At 64.8% G+C, this 16,263-nt stretch carries 10 protein-coding genes; 5 read left to right on the forward strand and 5 right to left on the reverse strand.

What is annotated here, in order from left to right:
* Window positions 1-125 precede the first annotated feature (125 nt).
* The gene (locus tag ShzoTeo12_RS12095; protein ID WP_318909860.1) at window positions 126-1,604 is read left to right on the forward strand and encodes an outer membrane beta-barrel protein; all 1,479 of its coding nucleotides are present in this window, start codon (window positions 126-128) and stop codon (window positions 1,602-1,604) included.
* On the opposite strand, the gene galU is transcribed toward ShzoTeo12_RS12095, so the two are convergent.
* Entirely contained in the window at window positions 1,605-2,492 is an 888-nt protein-coding gene (gene galU / locus ShzoTeo12_RS12100; protein ID WP_119256673.1) for a UTP--glucose-1-phosphate uridylyltransferase GalU, read from the reverse strand.
* Between the two features lie 200 nt (window positions 2,493-2,692).
* On the opposite strand from galU, the gene ShzoTeo12_RS12105 reads away from it, so the two are divergent.
* A complete protein-coding gene (locus tag ShzoTeo12_RS12105; RefSeq protein WP_318909861.1) occupies window positions 2,693-3,916 on the forward strand; it encodes a lytic murein transglycosylase in 1,224 nt (407 codons plus the stop codon).
* Window positions 3,917-4,054: 138 nt separating this feature from the next.
* Window positions 4,055-5,209 (forward strand): DUF459 domain-containing protein, encoded by a 1,155-nt coding sequence (locus tag ShzoTeo12_RS12110; protein ID WP_318909862.1) that lies wholly within the window; start codon window positions 4,055-4,057, stop codon window positions 5,207-5,209.
* A gap of 274 nt (window positions 5,210-5,483) precedes the next feature.
* On the opposite strand, the gene ShzoTeo12_RS12115 is transcribed toward ShzoTeo12_RS12110, so the two are convergent.
* Both ShzoTeo12_RS12115 and gltB read right to left on the reverse strand, forming a co-directional pair.
* Window positions 5,484-6,941, reverse strand: a complete 1,458-nt coding sequence (locus tag ShzoTeo12_RS12115) for a glutamate synthase subunit beta (RefSeq protein ID WP_119256671.1) — start codon at window positions 6,939-6,941, stop codon at window positions 5,484-5,486.
* A 182-nt stretch (window positions 6,942-7,123) separates the two neighbouring features.
* On the reverse strand, window positions 7,124-11,848 hold the full coding sequence (gltB, locus tag ShzoTeo12_RS12120) for a glutamate synthase large subunit (protein ID WP_413251099.1): 4,725 nt from the start codon (window positions 11,846-11,848) through the stop codon (window positions 7,124-7,126).
* Between the two features lie 479 nt (window positions 11,849-12,327).
* Between gltB and ShzoTeo12_RS12125 the strand changes: the two genes are divergently transcribed.
* On the forward strand, window positions 12,328-13,374 hold the full coding sequence (locus ShzoTeo12_RS12125; RefSeq protein ID WP_318909863.1) for a low specificity L-threonine aldolase: 1,047 nt from the start codon (window positions 12,328-12,330) through the stop codon (window positions 13,372-13,374).
* Between the two features lie 74 nt (window positions 13,375-13,448).
* Here the strand turns inward: ShzoTeo12_RS12125 and ShzoTeo12_RS12130 are convergent, their stop codons facing one another.
* The gene (locus ShzoTeo12_RS12130) at window positions 13,449-13,910 is read right to left on the reverse strand and encodes an Hsp20 family protein (RefSeq protein ID WP_119256668.1); all 462 of its coding nucleotides are present in this window, start codon (window positions 13,908-13,910) and stop codon (window positions 13,449-13,451) included.
* Between the two features lie 451 nt (window positions 13,911-14,361).
* On the opposite strand from ShzoTeo12_RS12130, the gene ShzoTeo12_RS12135 reads away from it, so the two are divergent.
* Window positions 14,362-15,324, forward strand: a complete 963-nt coding sequence (locus ShzoTeo12_RS12135; protein ID WP_318909864.1) for an alpha/beta hydrolase — start codon at window positions 14,362-14,364, stop codon at window positions 15,322-15,324.
* Window positions 15,325-15,328: 4 nt separating this feature from the next.
* Here the strand turns inward: ShzoTeo12_RS12135 and hisN are convergent, their stop codons facing one another.
* Window positions 15,329-16,102, reverse strand: coding sequence for a histidinol-phosphatase (gene hisN / locus ShzoTeo12_RS12140; protein ID WP_119256666.1), 774 nt, complete (start codon window positions 16,100-16,102; stop codon window positions 15,329-15,331).
* Window positions 16,103-16,263 lie beyond the last annotated feature (161 nt).

Here is a 16,263-nt window from a genome sequence, read left to right on the forward strand (position 1 = left end):
TGCCTGTCCATCGCGGACCGGCGCGCGAAAAGCGCGCGGCCAGCAACCAAGCGTTAACCATGGCGGTTTACGTTCGCTTAGGAAATTCGAGAATCGCAGGCCCCATCATGGCAGAGGCAATGGCAATGGAACGCGAGGCACTGGTGCCCCGCCCGAGACGGCGACTGGCCGGGCTTCTGCTCGCCGGCACCATGCTTGCCGCCGTTCCCGCCGCTGCCCAGCAGGCGAATTCCCTGACACCCTCCGCCCTCGAGACGCTGGCGACGGGAACCGCGGATCCTTCGGCGGGAGCCACGGAAACCCCCGATACGACCGACGCGACCACGACCGCCACGACGCCCCGTCCCGCCCTCAGCGACGAAGCGGTGGCCGCGCTTTCGGACGCCGGCGACCGCGACGGCATCGTCGAGCGGCGTGCCGAGCGGTTGAACCAGCGCGAGAACAGCCTCAGCGGCGTCCGCAACAGCCGGCTCGGCGATCCCTGGGAACCGGTCGGCGTCCGCGTCGGGACGTTCGTCCTGCGCCCCTCGATCACGCAGGGCATCGGCTTCGAGCGTACGAAGAGCGGAAACACCACGACGAGCCGCACCTATTCCCAGACCGGCTTCCGCGGCTCCCTCACCTCCGACTGGTCGCGCCACCAGCTCACCATCGATGCCGAGGGCGTCTACCAGCGCAATATCAGCGGCACGGGGGAAACCGAGCCTGAGGCGCGGGTGAACGGCGACCTCCGGCTCGACCTCAGCGACGACACCGTCGCCCATATCACCGGCGGCTACGCGTTCGAGCGCGAAAGCGCCACCGATCCCAATGCCATCGTCGGCGCCAGCACCCAGTCCGGCGTGCAGACGCTGTCCGGCGGGGCCAATATCATGCGCGATTTCGGCCTGATCCGCGGCACGTTCGGCGCCAATGTCGAACGGCACACCTACGGATCGGCAACCGCCACCAACGGCAGCAAGCTGGACCAGTCGTTCCGCAACTATACGGAAGGAACGCTGACGGGCCGGGTCGGCTACGAGCTCTCCCCCGCGCTGATCCCCTATCTCGAAGCCTCGGTGGGCCGCGCGGTCTATGACGACAAGCTTTCGGCCGGATACGAACGCTCCTTCTCGACGCTCGGCGCGCGGGCGGGTGTGGAAATCGATCTCGGGGAAAAGCTGCGCGGCGATCTCGGCGCCGGCTACAAACGCGCCAAGTTCGACGACAGCCGCCTCGCCGCCCTCGAAGGGCTGACGATGGACGGCGCCGTCAACTGGTCACCGCTGCGCGGCACCGACCTGAGGCTCGGCCTGCGCACGGATCTGGAGCCCTCTTCCACGAGCGGCGAAAGCGGCTACGTCTCCTATGGCACGACGGCCGACCTGACGCATGAGCTGCGCGACAATCTCGTCGCACGCCTCAGCGCCGCCTATACGCTGCGCGACTTCTCCACGACGGGCACCGCCAACCAGAACATCTATCTGGTCGGCGCAGGCCTTACCTGGAACATAAACCGCTGGCTGGCGATGACCGGCGACGTCTCCTACGAGGTGACGCGCCAGTCGGGCGCCTCCGATACCGGCATCACGCGCGCCGGCATCGGCCTTGTCCTTCGCCGCTGATTACTTGAGACCCGCGACGAGCTGCTTCAGCGGGCCCTCGACGGCCGGGCGGATATCCGCACGGGCGAGCGCGAAGGCGATATTGGCGAGGATGAAGCCATCCTTGGCGCCGCAGTCATAGGTCTCGCCGCGGAAATGATAGGCGGCGAACTTCTGGCTGTCGGCAAGCTTCACCATGGCGTCGGTGAGCTGGATTTCGTTGCCCGCGCCGCGCTCCTGCGTGGAGAGGATCGGGAAGATTTCCGGCTGGAGGATGTAGCGACCGTTGATGAAGAAGTTGGAAGGCGCGGTGCCCTTCGCCGGCTTCTCGACCATCTGGGTGATGGCGAAACCGTCGCCGATCTTCTCGCCGACGCCGACGATGCCGTATTTGTGCGCCTGGTCGGGCGCGCATTCCTCGACGGCGATGACATTCGCGCCGCTTTGCTCGAAGAGCTCGACCATGCCCTTCATGCAGCCCTTTTCCGCCTTCATGATCATGTCGGGCAGGAGCAGGGCGAAGGGCTCGTTGCCGACGAGCTCGCGGGCGCACCAGACGGCATGGCCGAGACCGAGCGGCTCCTGCTGGCGGGTGAAGCTGGTGGAGCCGGCGACCGGCAGGATGCTTTCGAGCAGTGTCAGCTCGGCCGTCTTGTTGCGCTGGCGCAGCGTCTGCTCCAGCTCGACCTGAATGTCGAAATAATCCTCGATGACCGCCTTGGAGCGGCCCGTCACGAAGATCAGGTGCTCGATGCCGGCATCCAGCGCCTCATCGACGACATACTGGATCACGGGCTTGTCCACGACGGTCAGCATTTCCTTCGGAACGGCCTTGGTGGCCGGAAGGAAGCGGGTGCCGAGGCCCGCCACTGGAAAGACTGCTTTGCGAACCTTACGTGTCTGCGACATTATTCACCTCGTTGTGCCCACGTCCTCATGGCCTGGGCCTAGCCGAGCCCAATTAGAAGCCAATTGCTATTTTTTTACAAAGAGAGACGCGGCAAAAGTTTGATGGTAAAGAATTTGTTGACTTCGTTTTTATAAGTTTTGCGTTCAGCCGGTGGTTCCATGCCGCCGTCCCGAAATTTAAGAAACGGACACGACAGCTGATGACACAGAATCTGAGAACCGTTCTGCGCCGATCCGCGCTCACCCTTCTTCTGTCGGTAGGGCTCCTCGCGCAGGCATCCATGGCCCGCGCGGCCGATCCCCGCTTCCAGAAATGGATTGCCGATTTCTATGCCACGGCGGCCGACGCCGGCATCAGCAAGTCGACTTACCAGAAGGCCTTTGCCGGCGTGAAGACGCCCGATCCCGACGTGATCCAGAAGGCGACCTACCAGCCGGAATTCACCAACAAGATCTGGGACTATCTCGATTCGCGCGTGAACCCCTACACGGTGAAGATCGGCCGCGAAATGGCGGCCAAGCACGGCCGCACGCTCGCCGCGCTGGAGCGGCATTTCGGCGTCGACCGCAACGTGCTGCTCGCCATCTGGTCGATGGAATCCAACTACGGCGCCGTGCTGAAGAAGGACGACCGGCTGCATTACGTGCCGCGCGCGCTGGCGACGCTTGCCTATGCCGATTCCAAGCGGGCGAACTATGCGCGCAAGCAGCTCATCGCCGCTCTCAAGATCATCCAGCGCGGCGACATCGACGCCGCCGACATGACCGGCTCCTGGGCCGGCGCCATGGGTCACACCCAGTTCATCCCCACGAGCTACCTGATCTATGCCGTCGACGCCGACGGCAACGGCCACCGCGACATCTGGAACTCCGTGCCGGACGCGCTGGCGACCGCCGCGAACCTGCTGGCCAAGAACGGCTGGCAGGCCGGCAAGACCTGGGGCTACGAGATCGTCGTGCCGAAGGGCGGCAACAAATATTCCGGCCAGACGAAGACGCTCGCCCAATGGGCCAAGCTCGGCTTCACGCGCCCGGGCGGCAACGGCTTCAAGAACGGTTCCGACCGGGCCGAGCTCAAGCTGCCGGCGAATGGCGGGCCGGGCTTCCTGATGACCAAGAACTTCTTCGTCATCAAGCGCTACAACGCGTCGGATTCCTACGCGATGGGCGTCGGCATGCTGGCCGACCAGATCGCCGGCTATGGCGGCGTCAAGCAGCGCTGGCCGCGCCCGGACGGCGCGCTCGACATCACGGAAAAGTTCGAGCTCCAGACCCGCCTCAAGGAACTCGGCTATTACGAGGGCGAGGTCGACGGCAATTTCGGCTCCGGCTCCAAGGCTGCCATCCAGGCCTTCCAGAACCGCGTGGGCCTTGCCGCCGACGGCGAGCCGAGCCAGCAGCTCCTGCGGGCGCTGCGCCGCTGACCGGACGCGGTTTTTCGACAGGTTGAGGGGCGCTGCGGCGCCCCTTTTCGCTGGCGGGTGCTTCCGCTCGCCGCCGGCATTTGCCATCATGCCGCCACCGACCGGCCGCAGGATCGCGGCGAGAACGGAGCCTTCACGATGAACAGGACGACGACCACCCGGATTGTGCGCCTTGCCCTCGCGCTGGTGGCGGCCGCAAGCGTCGTCGTCACGTCCCTGCCCGCGAGCGCGCAGGAGCAGCGCCGCGAGCGCAAGACGATCCTCGAGCTTCTCTTCGGCACGCCGAAGCGCAAGGTCGTCGAGCCAGAACCGCAGATCCAGAAGCCGCGCGCCGTCATCCGCAAGAAGAAGCCGGCCCCGACGGTCGCCAAGAAGGCCGAACCGCCGCCGGTCGAGAAGCTGCCCGACGCCAAGGTGGTGCTCGTCGTCGGCGACTTCATCGCCGGCAGCCTCGGCGATGGTCTCGACGCCGCCTTCGAGACGACACCCGGCATCCGCGTCGAGCGCCGCACCAACGGCTCCTCCGGCATCGTGCGCGAGGACTATTACAACTGGCCCGCATCGCTTCCCGCCCTGATCGCGGAGACCAAGCCAGCCCTCATCGTCGTCAGCATGGGCGCGAACGACCGCCAGCAGATGACTGTGGCCGGCGAGAAGGAGAAATTCCGCTCCGAGGCCTGGACAAAGGAATACGAGGCGCGCATCGCCCGCATCGCGGCGCTGGCCCGGCAGGATGGCAAGCCGCTGCTCTGGATGGGCATGCCGCCCTTCCAGTCCTCCGCGCTGACCGCGGACATGACGACGCTCAACACCCTCTATCACGCGAGCGCGGAGAAGGCCGGCGGCGAGTTCGTCGACATCTGGGACGGTTTCGTCGACGAGGATGGCAAGTTCGTCATTTCCGGTTCCGACATCAACGGCCAGCAGGTACGCCTGCGCGGCTCCGATGGCATCAACTTCACCAAGGCCGGCAAGCGCAAGCTCGCCTTCTACGTGGAAAAGGAAATCCGCCGCCTGCTCGGCGCTGCCGCCGCCGACGGCCCGGGCCTGCAGGGCGATCTCAAGGACCTCGTCGTCGCGACGCCCCCGGCGGAAGACGCCGAGATCACCAAGACCCAGCCCATCAGCCTCGCCGACCCGGCGCTGGACGGCGGCACCGCCCTCCTCGGCGCCGCGCCGATCAAGGGCACCGGCAAGAGCCTGCGCGACAAGCTGGTGGAAAAGGGCGAGACCGCCGACGCGCCGCTCGGCCGCGTGGACGATTTCCGGCTGGACAAGACGGCGACGCCGTAGGAGAGCAAGGTCCCCTGCGGCGGGACACGGCATTCCGCAAATCACGCAAAGTGCGTTGCTCCCACCAAGCTCACTCCCTCTCCTTCGTCATCCTCGGGCTTGACCCGAGAATCCACGCCACGAGCGAAGCCGTGGGGATGGATGGTCGGATCAAGCCCGACCATGACGAAAGAAACGTGGCGGATTACGGTATTGTCAGCCGATGGAGCTCAAGAACGCATGAAGGCGCGCCGGCATGCCGACGCGCCCTCTCAAATCGTGGCCCTGTCGAACCTCACCGCGGCAGCGTGGTCGAGCCCATCAGCGCCTCGTCGATGGCGCGCGCCGCCTGGCGGCCTTCGCGGATCGCCCAGACGACGAGCGACTGGCCGCGGCGCACGTCGCCGGCCGTCCAGAGCTTGTCGACCGAGGTCTTGTAGTCGCGGTCATTGGCGATGACGTTCGACGAGCCGCGCTTGTCGGTGTTGATCGCAAGCTTGTCGCCGAGGTCCTTCAGCACGCTGGTGGTGAAGGGGCCGCGGAAGCCGATGGCGATGAAGGCGAGGTCCGCCTTGATGATGAACTCCGTGCCGGGGATCGGCTTGCGGCGATCATCCACCTGGCAGCACTTCACGCCCGTCAGCACGCCGTCCTCGTCGCCGACGAATTCGAGCGTGCCGACCTGGAACTCGCGCACGGCGCCTTCGGCCTGCGAGGAGGAGGTGCGCATCTTCGTCGCCCAGAAGGGCCAGACGGCGAGCTTGTCTTCCTTTTCCGGCGGCTGCGGGCGGATGTCGAGCTGCGTGACCTTCACCGCGCCCTGGCGGAACGCCGTGCCGACGCAGTCCGACGCGGTATCGCCGCCGCCGACGACGACGATGTGCTTGCCGCCGGCAAGGATCGGCGCGGAGGGCCAGCCGACGCTGTCGATGTTCTCGCGGCCGACGCGGCGGTTCTGCTGCACGAGATAGGGCATGGCATCATGCACGCCCGCGAAATCGACGCCCGGAATGCCGGCGTCGCGCGGGGTTTCCGAGCCGCCGCAATAGAGCACGGCATCGTGCTCTGCCAGCATCTCGTCCATCGGCTTGTCGACGCCGACATTGACGCCGTAGTGGAAGGTGACGCCCTCGCCACGCATCTGGTCGACACGGCGGTCGATGAAGTTCTTCTCCATCTTGAAGTCCGGAATGCCGTAGCGCAGCAGGCCGCCGGCCTTGGATTCACGCTCGTAGAGATGGACTTCATGACCTGCGCGGGCGAGCTGCTGGGCGGCCGCCATGCCGGCCGGGCCGGAGCCGATGACGGCGACCTTCTTGCCGGTCTTCACCGTCGCCGGCTGCGGCACGATATAGCCCATCTCGTAGGCCTTGTCGGCGATCGCCTGCTCGACGGTCTTGATGGAGACCGGAGTGTCCTCGAGGTTCAGCGTGCACGCCTCCTCGCAGGGTGCGGGGCAGACGCGGCCGGTGAATTCCGGGAAGTTGTTGGTCGAATGCAGGTTGCGGATCGCCTCTTCCCAGTTGCCGTTATAGACGAGGTCGTTCCAGTCCGGGATCTGGTTGTGCACCGGACACCCGGTCGGACCATGGCAATAGGGAATGCCGCAGTCCATGCAGCGCGCGGCCTGCTTCTGCACTTCGGGATCCGACATCGGAATGGTGAATTCGCGGAAATGGCGGATGCGGTCGGAGGCCGGCTGATACTTCATCACCTGCCGGTCGATTTCCATGAAACCAGTTACCTTGCCCACTTCAATAATCCTTGCTCAGAGCGGGGCGCCCGCAGGCCCCCAGTACCAGTAGGCGGCTCCAACCACCAAACCCAGTACGATGAATTCGATCCTGATCTCGCCGTTCACGAGGGTCGCGATCCCCGGGACCGCGACTGCCAAGCCCAGCGAAATCAGCCGGTGAAGGTTGGTGAACCGCTGCCTCACTCGGCAGCGACCCCCATCCTCATGCGCTCCATCTCCTCGAGCGCGCGGCGATACTCGACCGGCATCACCTTGCGGAATTTCGGACGATACTCGGCCCATTTGTCGAGGATCTCCTTGGCCCGCGGCGAGCCCGTATAGTGCAGGTGGTTCGAGACGAGCTGGTAAAGCCGCTCCTCGTCGTGACGCGTCATGTCGTCGGACACGTCGACCATGCCCTTGTGCATGAGGTCGCCGCCGTGGTGGTGCAGTTTCTCCAGCATGTCGTCCTCTTCCGGCACCGGCTCCAGCTCGACCATCGCCATGTTGCAGCGGCGGGCGAAATCGCCCTCCTCGTCCAGCACATAGGCGACTCCCCCGGACATGCCGGCCGCGAAGTTGCGGCCGGTCTGGCCAATGACGACGACGACGCCGCCGGTCATGTATTCGCAGCCATGGTCACCCACGCCCTCGACGACCGCGACGGCACCGGAGTTGCGCACGGCGAAGCGTTCGCCGGCGACGCCGTTGAAGTAGCATTCGCCCGAGATCGCGCCGTAGAGCACCGTGTTGCCGACGATGATCGATTCATGCGGCACCGCGCGGTTGCCCGCCGGGGGACGCACGACGATACGGCCGCCCGAAAGGCCCTTGCCGACATAGTCGTTGCCGGCGCCCACCAGATCGAAGGTGATGCCGCGGGCAAGGAACGCGCCGAAGGACTGGCCTGCCGTGCCGTTGAGCATCACGGAGATCGTATCGTCCTTCAGGCCCTTGAACCCGTAGCGCTTGGCGACCTCGCCCGAGAGCATCGCGCCGGCCGAGCGGTCGACGTTCTTGATATCGACCTCGAAGGCGACGGGAGTCTTGGCTTCCAGCGCGGGCTTCGCCTGCTCGATCAGCTTGCGGTCGAGGATATCCTGGATCGGATGGTTCTGCCGCTCGGTCCAGTAGGTCGCCTCCTTCGGCGCATCGACTTTGTGGAAGATGCGGGAGAAGTCGAGACCATTGGCCTTCCAGTGCGAGATCATCTTCTCCTTTTCGAGGAGTTCCGAGGCGCCGATGATCTCGTTCAGCGAACGCACGCCGAGCGAAGCCAGGATTTCGCGCACCTCTTCGGCAACGAAGAAGAAGTAGTTGATGACATGCTCGGGCGTGCCCTTGAAGCGCTTGCGCAGCACCGGATCCTGCGTGGCCACGCCGACCGGACAGGTGTTGAGGTGGCACTTGCGCATCATGATGCAGCCGGCCGCAATCAATGGCGCGGTGGCAAAGCCGAACTCGTCCGCGCCGAGCAGCGCGCCGATGACGACGTCGCGGCCGGTCTTGAGGCCGCCGTCGACCTGCAGGGCGATGCGCGAGCGCAGCTTGTTGAGCACGAGTGTCTGGTGCGTCTCGGCAAGGCCGATTTCCCAGGGGCTACCGGCATGCTTCAGCGAGGTGAGCGGCGAAGCGCCCGTGCCGCCGTCGAAGCCGGCGATGGTGATATGGTCCGCGCGCGCCTTGGCAACGCCGGCGGCAACCGTGCCGACGCCGACTTCCGAGACGAGCTTGACCGAGATATCGGCCTCCGGGTTGACGTTCTTCAGGTCGTAGATGAGCTGCGCCAGATCCTCGATGGAATAGATATCGTGGTGCGGCGGCGGCGAGATGAGGCCGACGCCCGGCGTGGAATGACGGGTCTTGGCGACCGTCGCATCCACCTTGTGGCCCGGCAACTGACCGCCCTCGCCGGGCTTGGCGCCCTGCGCGACCTTGATCTGCAGCATGTTCGCATTGACCAGATACTCGGTGGTCACGCCGAAGCGGCCGGACGCGATCTGCTTGATCGCCGAACGCTCCGGGTTCATCGAGCCGTCAGGCAGCGGCATGTAGCGGTCGGCTTCCTCGCCGCCCTCGCCGGTGTTCGACTTGCCGCCGATCCGGTTCATGGCGACGGCGAGCGTCGTATGCGCCTCGCGGCTGATCGAGCCGAAGGACATGGCCCCCGTCGAGAAGCGCTTGACGATATCGACGGCCGGTTCGACCTCGTCGACGGAGATCGGCTTGCGGCCGAGCGCCTCCGCCCCCTTGATCGAGAAGAGACCGCGGATCGTGTTCATGCGCAGCGACGAGGCGTTCACCAGCTCGGCGAATTCCTTGTAGCGGTCGGCGGCGTTGCCGCGGACGGCATGCTGCAGCGACGCGATCACGTCCGGCGTCCAGGCATGTTCCTCGCCGCGCATGCGGTAGGCATATTCGCCGCCGATATCCAGCGTGTTGGCGAGCAGCGGGTCGCGGCCGAAGGCAGCCTTATGACGGTTGAAGGTCTCCTGCGCGATCTCGTCGAGACCGATGCCCTCGATGGTCGTCGCCGTGCCGAAGAAATACTTGTCCGTCAGCTCGGAGGAGAGGCCGATGGCATCGAAGATCTGCGCGCCGCAATAGGACTGGTAGGTCGAGATGCCCATCTTGGACATGACCTTCAGGATGCCCTTACCGATCGCCTTGATGTAGCGGTAGACCACCTCTTCCGCGTCCACTTCCTTCGGGAACTCGCCGCGCTTGTGCATGTCGTTGAGCGTGTCGAAGGCCAGATACGGATTGATCGCTTCCGCGCCGTAGCCGGCGAGAAGGCAGAAGTGATGGACTTCACGCGGCTCGCCGGTCTCCACGACGAGGCCGACCGAGGTGCGCAGGCCCTTGCGGATCAGGTGATGATGCACGGCGGCGGTCGCCAGCAGCGCCGGGATCGCCACGCGGTCCGGCCCGATCTGGCGGTCGGAGAGCACGATGATGTTGTAGCCCGAGGTGACGGCCTGCTCGGCGCGCTCGCAGAGCCGGTCGAGCATTTCCAGCATGCCGTCCGCACCGCGCGAGACGTCATAGGTGAAGTCCAGCGTCTTGGTATCGAAGCGGTCCTCGACATGGCCGATGGAGCGGATCTTTTCGAGGTCCCCGTTGGTCAGGATCGGCTGGCGCACTTCCATGCGCTTGGCCTTGGCCGCGCCGCCATGATCGAGGATGTTCGGGCGCGGGCCGATGAAGGAGACGAGGCTCATGACCAGTTCCTCGCGGATCGGGTCGATGGGCGGGTTCGTCACCTGCGCGAAGTTCTGCTTGAAATAGGTGTAGAGCAGCTTGGTCTTGTCGGACATGGCCGAGATCGGCGTGTCCGTGCCCATGGAGCCGATCGCCTCCTGCCCCGTCGTCGCCATCGGCGACATCAGGAGCCTGGTGTCCTCCTGCGTATAGCCGAAGGCCTGCTGGCGGTCGCGCAGCGACACGTCGCGGCGAAGCGCGCGCGGCTCGACCGGGCCGAGATCTTCCAGAATGATCTGGGTGTTGTCCAGCCAGTCGCGATAGGGATGCTTCTCGGCAAGCGCGGACTTCACCTCCTCGTCGGAGATGATGCGGCCCTCTTCCATGTCGATGAGCAGCATCTTGCCCGGCTGGAGGCGCCACTTCTTGATGATGCTCTCTTCCTTGACCGGCAGCGTGCCGGCTTCGGAGGCCAGGATCACGCGGTCGTCATCGGTGACGAGGTAGCGGGCCGGACGCAGGCCATTGCGGTCGAGCGTCGCGCCGATCTGGCGGCCGTCGGTGAAGGCGACGGCGGCGGGGCCGTCCCACGGCTCCATCAGCGCGGCGTGGTATTCGTAGAAGGCCTTGCGCTCCGGGCTCATCAACTGGTTGCCGGCCCAGGCCTCGGGGATCAGCATCATGACCGCATGGGCCATGGAGTAGCCGCCGCGCACGAGGAATTCGAGCGCGTTGTCGAAACAGGCCGTATCCGACTGGCCCTCGTAGGAGATCGGCCAGAGCTTGGTGATGTCGTCGCCGAAGAGCGGCGAGGAGACGGACGCCTGACGGGCCGCCATCCAGTTGACGTTGCCGCGCAGCGTGTTGATCTCGCCGTTATGGGCGACCATGCGGTAGGGATGCGCCAGCTTCCACGAGGGGAAGGTGTTGGTGGAGAAGCGCTGGTGCACGAGGGCGACGGCCGATTCGAAGCGCGGATCGGCAAGGTCCTTGTAATAGGCGCCCACCTGGTAGGCGAGGAACATGCCCTTGTAGACGATGGTCGTCGAGGAGAGCGAGACGGGGTAGAAGTTGCTCTCTTCGCCCTCATACTCATCATAGATGCGGTTGGAGATCACCTTGCGCAGCGTGAAGAGCCGGCGCTCGAACTCGCCGTTCGTCGCGGCATCGCGGCCGGCGCCGACGAAGACCTGCACATGGCGCGGCTCGGTGGCGGCGATCTCGGGGGCTTTGGAGAGCGAGGAATTGTCGACCGGCACATCGCGGAAGCCGATGAAGACCTGGCCCTCTTCGGCGACGACGTCGGCGATCACCTTCTTGAAGTAATCGACCAGCTTCTCGTCCTGCGGCATGAAGATGTGGCCAACGGCATATTCGCCTGCCTTCGGCAGCGTGATGCCCTGCTTTGCCATCTCCTCGCGGAAGAAGCGGTCCGGAATCTGGACGAGAATGCCTGCACCGTCACCCATCAGCGGATCTGCGCCGACGGCGCCGCGATGCGTCAGGTTCTCGAGCATGAACAGCCCGTCCTCGACGATCTGGTGCGACTTCTTGCCTTTCAGATGCGCCACGAAGCCGACGCCGCAGGCATCGTGCTCATTGCGCGGATCATAGAGTCCTTGTTTTTTCGGCAGGCCCGGTGTGGAAGCGCGCGTTTTGGCGCCCGTCGCAGTGGTCTGCGCCCGGGTCTGCCGATAATCATGTGCTTGAGTCTTCACCACCATTGTCTCTCTCCGTGGGCCCGGCATCGTGCGGGCATTCCGTCCGCTCCAGGGGAGCGTCGCCTGTTGCATGAACGGGATGCGGCCGCGAAATGACGGCCGATCCAATGGATCATCGAAACCGTCGGGGCGGCGGGCTTTCGGAACGTGTTCCTCCCGGCGCCGTTTTCGGCGCCTTCCGCGGTGGAAGCGGCGCCTCTTCGGTCTCTTGACCGAAATAGGACAGTAACGCTGTCCTATTTCATGTGCTCTATGCCAGAAACACCCCTAACCCGCAAGGCCATCATGCCAAATAATCACCACATCATGAAGAAAAATTGCCCACACATTCCGCCGCTTGAAATTAAATTACGAGCGTCCGGCGCATTGTTTCCGTTCCTTTCATTTTCGAAGAAAACGGGGCTTTGAGCCAAATCCGGCGATTGATCGCCGTTTTTTCTCCATTATGGTCCGCAAAAGCCCTCAACCGCATTGGAAATCGCATGTTTTTCGCTTCCGACAACTGGGCAGGCGCCCATCCCGACATCGCAGGAAGTCTCGTGGAGGCGGCCGGCGGCTTTGCCTCGGCCTATGGCACGAGCGATCTCGACAAGCGTGTGGAAAAGACTTTTTCGGAGATTTTCGAACGGGAGGTCGCCGTCTTCTTCGTGGGAACCGGCACCGCGGCGAATTCGCTGGCGCTCGCCAGCTTCAACCGGCCGGGCGGGCAGGTCTTCTGCCACCGCGAAGCGCATGTGAACGTGGACGAATGCAACGCGCCGGAATTCTTCGCGACCGGCTCGAAGCTCGTGCCCATCGACGGCCCCGCCGGCAAGCTTGCGCCCGAAGCGCTCGCCGCCGCCATCGGCCGATTCCCGCCGAATTTCGTGCATGGCGGCCAGCCGATGGCCGTCACCGTCACCCAGGCGACGGAAGCCGGCACCGCCTATACGCTGGACGAGATCGCCGCCCTTTCGGACGTGACGAAGAAAGCCGGCCTGCCACTGCACATGGACGGCGCGCGTTTCGCCAATGCCCTCGTCCATCTTGGCACGACGCCAGCGGAAATGACCTGGAAGCGCGGCGTGGACATCCTCTCCTTCGGCGGCACCAAGAATGGCTGCTGGTGTGCGGAAGCGCTGGTGCTCTTCGACCCGGCCAAGGCCCAGCAGATGCATTTCCTGCGCAAGCGATCGGCCCAGCTCTTCTCCAAGTCGCGCTTCATCGCCGCCCAGTTCGACGCCTATTTCCGCGACGACCTCTGGCTGAAGCTCGCCCGCCATTCCAACGCCATGGCCGCACACCTCGCGAGCGGCTTCGCCACATCCGAAAAGGCACGCCTCGCCTGGCCGACGGGCTCGAACGAACTCTTCGCCATCATCCGGAACGACGCGATGAAGGCCCTGCAGGAAAAGGGCGCCGTCTTCTACGACTGGCCGGCCGGCCCGGACCTGAAGGCGACGATGCGCGACGACGAAACGCTCATCCGCCTCGTCACCAGCTTCGCGACAACGGAAACGGACGTCGACGGCTTCCTTTCGGCACTGTGATTCACGCAGGGTAATCCCTCAAACAAAAAGGCGGTGCCTTGCGGCACCGCCCTCTTCATTCCCGAACGAAACGCTCAGTTGGTCTGCGCTTCGATCTGCTTGGCTTCGCGTGCGACGGCCGCGATCTCGATACGGCGCGGCTTGGCAGCTTCCGGGATCTCGCGAAGGAGATCGATGTGGAGCAGGCCGTTCTTCAGCGAAGCGGCGCGCACTTCCACATGGTCGGCGAGCTGGAAGCGGCGCTCGAAGGCGCGCTTGGCAATGCCGCGATAGAGATACTGGCTTTCCTCGGACGCTTCGTCCTTCTTCTCGCCCTTGACCGTCAGCGCATGTTCACGCGCTTCGATCGACAGTTCGCTCTCGTCGAAACCGGCGACCGCCATGGTGATGCGATAGGTGTTTTCGCCGGTGCGCTCGATATTGTAGGGCGGATAGCTCTGGCTCTGGTCCGGCTGGCCGAGGCTGTCGAGCATGGTGAAGAGACGGTCGAAACCGACGGTGGAACGGTAGAGGGGGGAGAAATCGACGTGACGCATGGTGTCCTCCTTCAGAGCAACGTTGCGATCTTCAAAAAGGCTGCCCTGATTTCCGAAGGGTCAGCCCGGTTCATCCGGCCTCCGCCCCATTCTGGCGACGGCAGCCTCGACGGACCCTTTCGGCGCCCGTGAGAATGAGATGGGAATGGCTTCCGGTCCGTTCAAGAGGTTTGCAACGCGCGAAAATCGGCGGTTTCGAAAAAATTTCGAGATGAACGCCAAATGAACGGCAGTTTCGGATAGCGTTCAGCTTGACCTTGCTAGAACGGCAGCATCGGAAGCGAATACTTTCGACGACCGGGGTGTAACGTCCCTTCCTCCCCGGTTAAATTATGCCGGACTGCATGTGTTGCCACCCCCGTGCCGCATGCGTCCGGCTTTTTTCTTTGACGGCGCGGGAGCCAGCGCCTATCCATCGAACAAGCAAATCGTCGCCGAGCCAGCCCGCCCGATGGATTCCATCCTTTACGCCACCGCCGACAATCCCGTTCCGGAAAACCATTTCGCCGGCTTCCTGGAAGGCCGGGGCGGCGTGAAGCTGCGTTACGCGGTGTTCCGCTCGCAGGAGCGCGAGGCCAAGGGAACCGTCGTGCTGCTGCAGGGCCGCAGCGAGTGCATCGAGAAATATTTCGAGACGATCAACGACCTGACCGCGCGCGGCCTGTGGGTCGCCACCTTCGACTGGCGCGGCCAGGCCGGCTCCGGCCGGCTCATTCCCGGCAATCGCGCCGGGCATGTCACCCGCTTTGCCGAATACGAGGCCGATCTTTCGCTCTTCCTGGAAAAGATCGTGCTGCCGGACGCGCGCCTGCCCTTCTACATCGTCGCCCATTCCACCGGGGCGCTCGTCGCCCTTTCGATGGCGCCGGAGCTGGAGAACCGCATCGAGCGCATGGCGCTCATCGCGCCCTTCATCGCGCTCGCCGGCCAGTCGATGAGCCAGCGCCAGATCGCCGTCATCGCGCGGCTGGCCTCGCTGACCGGCCTCGGCAAGCGCACCTTCCGCAAGGGCGATCCCTCGCTGGAATTCGCGCAGAATGTCGTGACCTCCGATGCGCGGCGCTTCGCCCGCAATGCTGCCATCTATGCCGAGCATCCCGAGCTTGCGATAAGCTGGCCGACCGCGCGCTGGCTGGACGAGGCGCTGAAGACCATGCGCCGCGTGACGCATCAGGACCACCTGACGCGCATCCGCATTCCCACGCTGCTGCTTTGCCCGACGGCCGATCCGCTCGTGCCGCGCAAGGCCGTCGGCGATCTCGCGCGCATCTTCCGCGCCGCCCGGCTCATCGAGATCGACGGCGCGCGCCACGAATTGCTGCAGGAGGCCGACCGCTACCGCGCCCAGGCGCTGGCCGCGATCGAGGCCTTCATTCCGGGAAGCGACGCCGAGGAAACCAGCCTCGGCGCCTGAGTGCTCACGCCCTGAGAAGCGCCATCGCTTCGTCATAGACCTTGCGGCTGCCGGCGGCGATGATCTCGCCGCCCATTTCCGCCGGGCCGCCGTCCCAGGCGGTGATGATGCCGCCCGCCTGCTCGATGACCGGGATGAGGCCGCCGACATCGTAGGGCTTCAGCCCGCATTCGACGACGAGGTCGATATGGCCGGCGGCCAGCAGGGCATAGGCATAGCAGTCGACGCCGTAGCGGAAGAGCCGCACCTTGTCCTGCACGGCCTCGAAGCGGGTCTTGCGGCTCTCGGTGAAGAGATGCGGCGACGTCGTGAACATGATCGCATCCGCAAGGCTTTCGCACGAACGCGTCGACAGCACCTTGCTGCCGTCCGGCCCGGCATAGCGGGAGACCTCGCCGTCGGCGAAGTAGCGCTCGCCGGTGAAGGGCTGGTCGACGAGGCCCATCACCGCCTCGCCGTTGCGGTAGAGGCCGATCAGCGTGCCCCAGACCGGAACGCCGGAAATGAAGGCGCGCGTGCCGTCGATCGGGTCGATGACCCAGACATATTCCCGGTCGAGGCCGACCGAGCCGTGCTCTTCGCCGAGAATGCCGTGGCCGGGAAAATGCTCCTCGATGATAGCGCGGATGGCCGCCTCGGCGGCGCGGTCGCCCTCCGTCACCGGATCGAAGCCGGCGGCCTCCTTGTTGACGACATCGGCACCGACGCGGAAGCGCGGCAGGGTTTCCTTCCTTGCGGCATCGGCAAGGCGGTCGAAGAAGGCGCGATCAGGCAGCATGGGGATCTCTCGGCGGGAGTGGCATACCGTTCCTCCATACTGCATCGATGGGCAAAACGGAACCGCATAGAGCCAGGCGACCATTCACGACGCCGCTTGACATTTGTGCAGTGCAATATTACCTTTTCCTCACAGTCATCCGTGACTGTGGATACCCACTT

The sequence above is a fragment of the Shinella zoogloeoides genome (assembly GCF_033705735.1).
GTDB classification, from domain to species: Bacteria; Pseudomonadota; Alphaproteobacteria; order Rhizobiales; family Rhizobiaceae; genus Shinella; species Shinella zoogloeoides_A.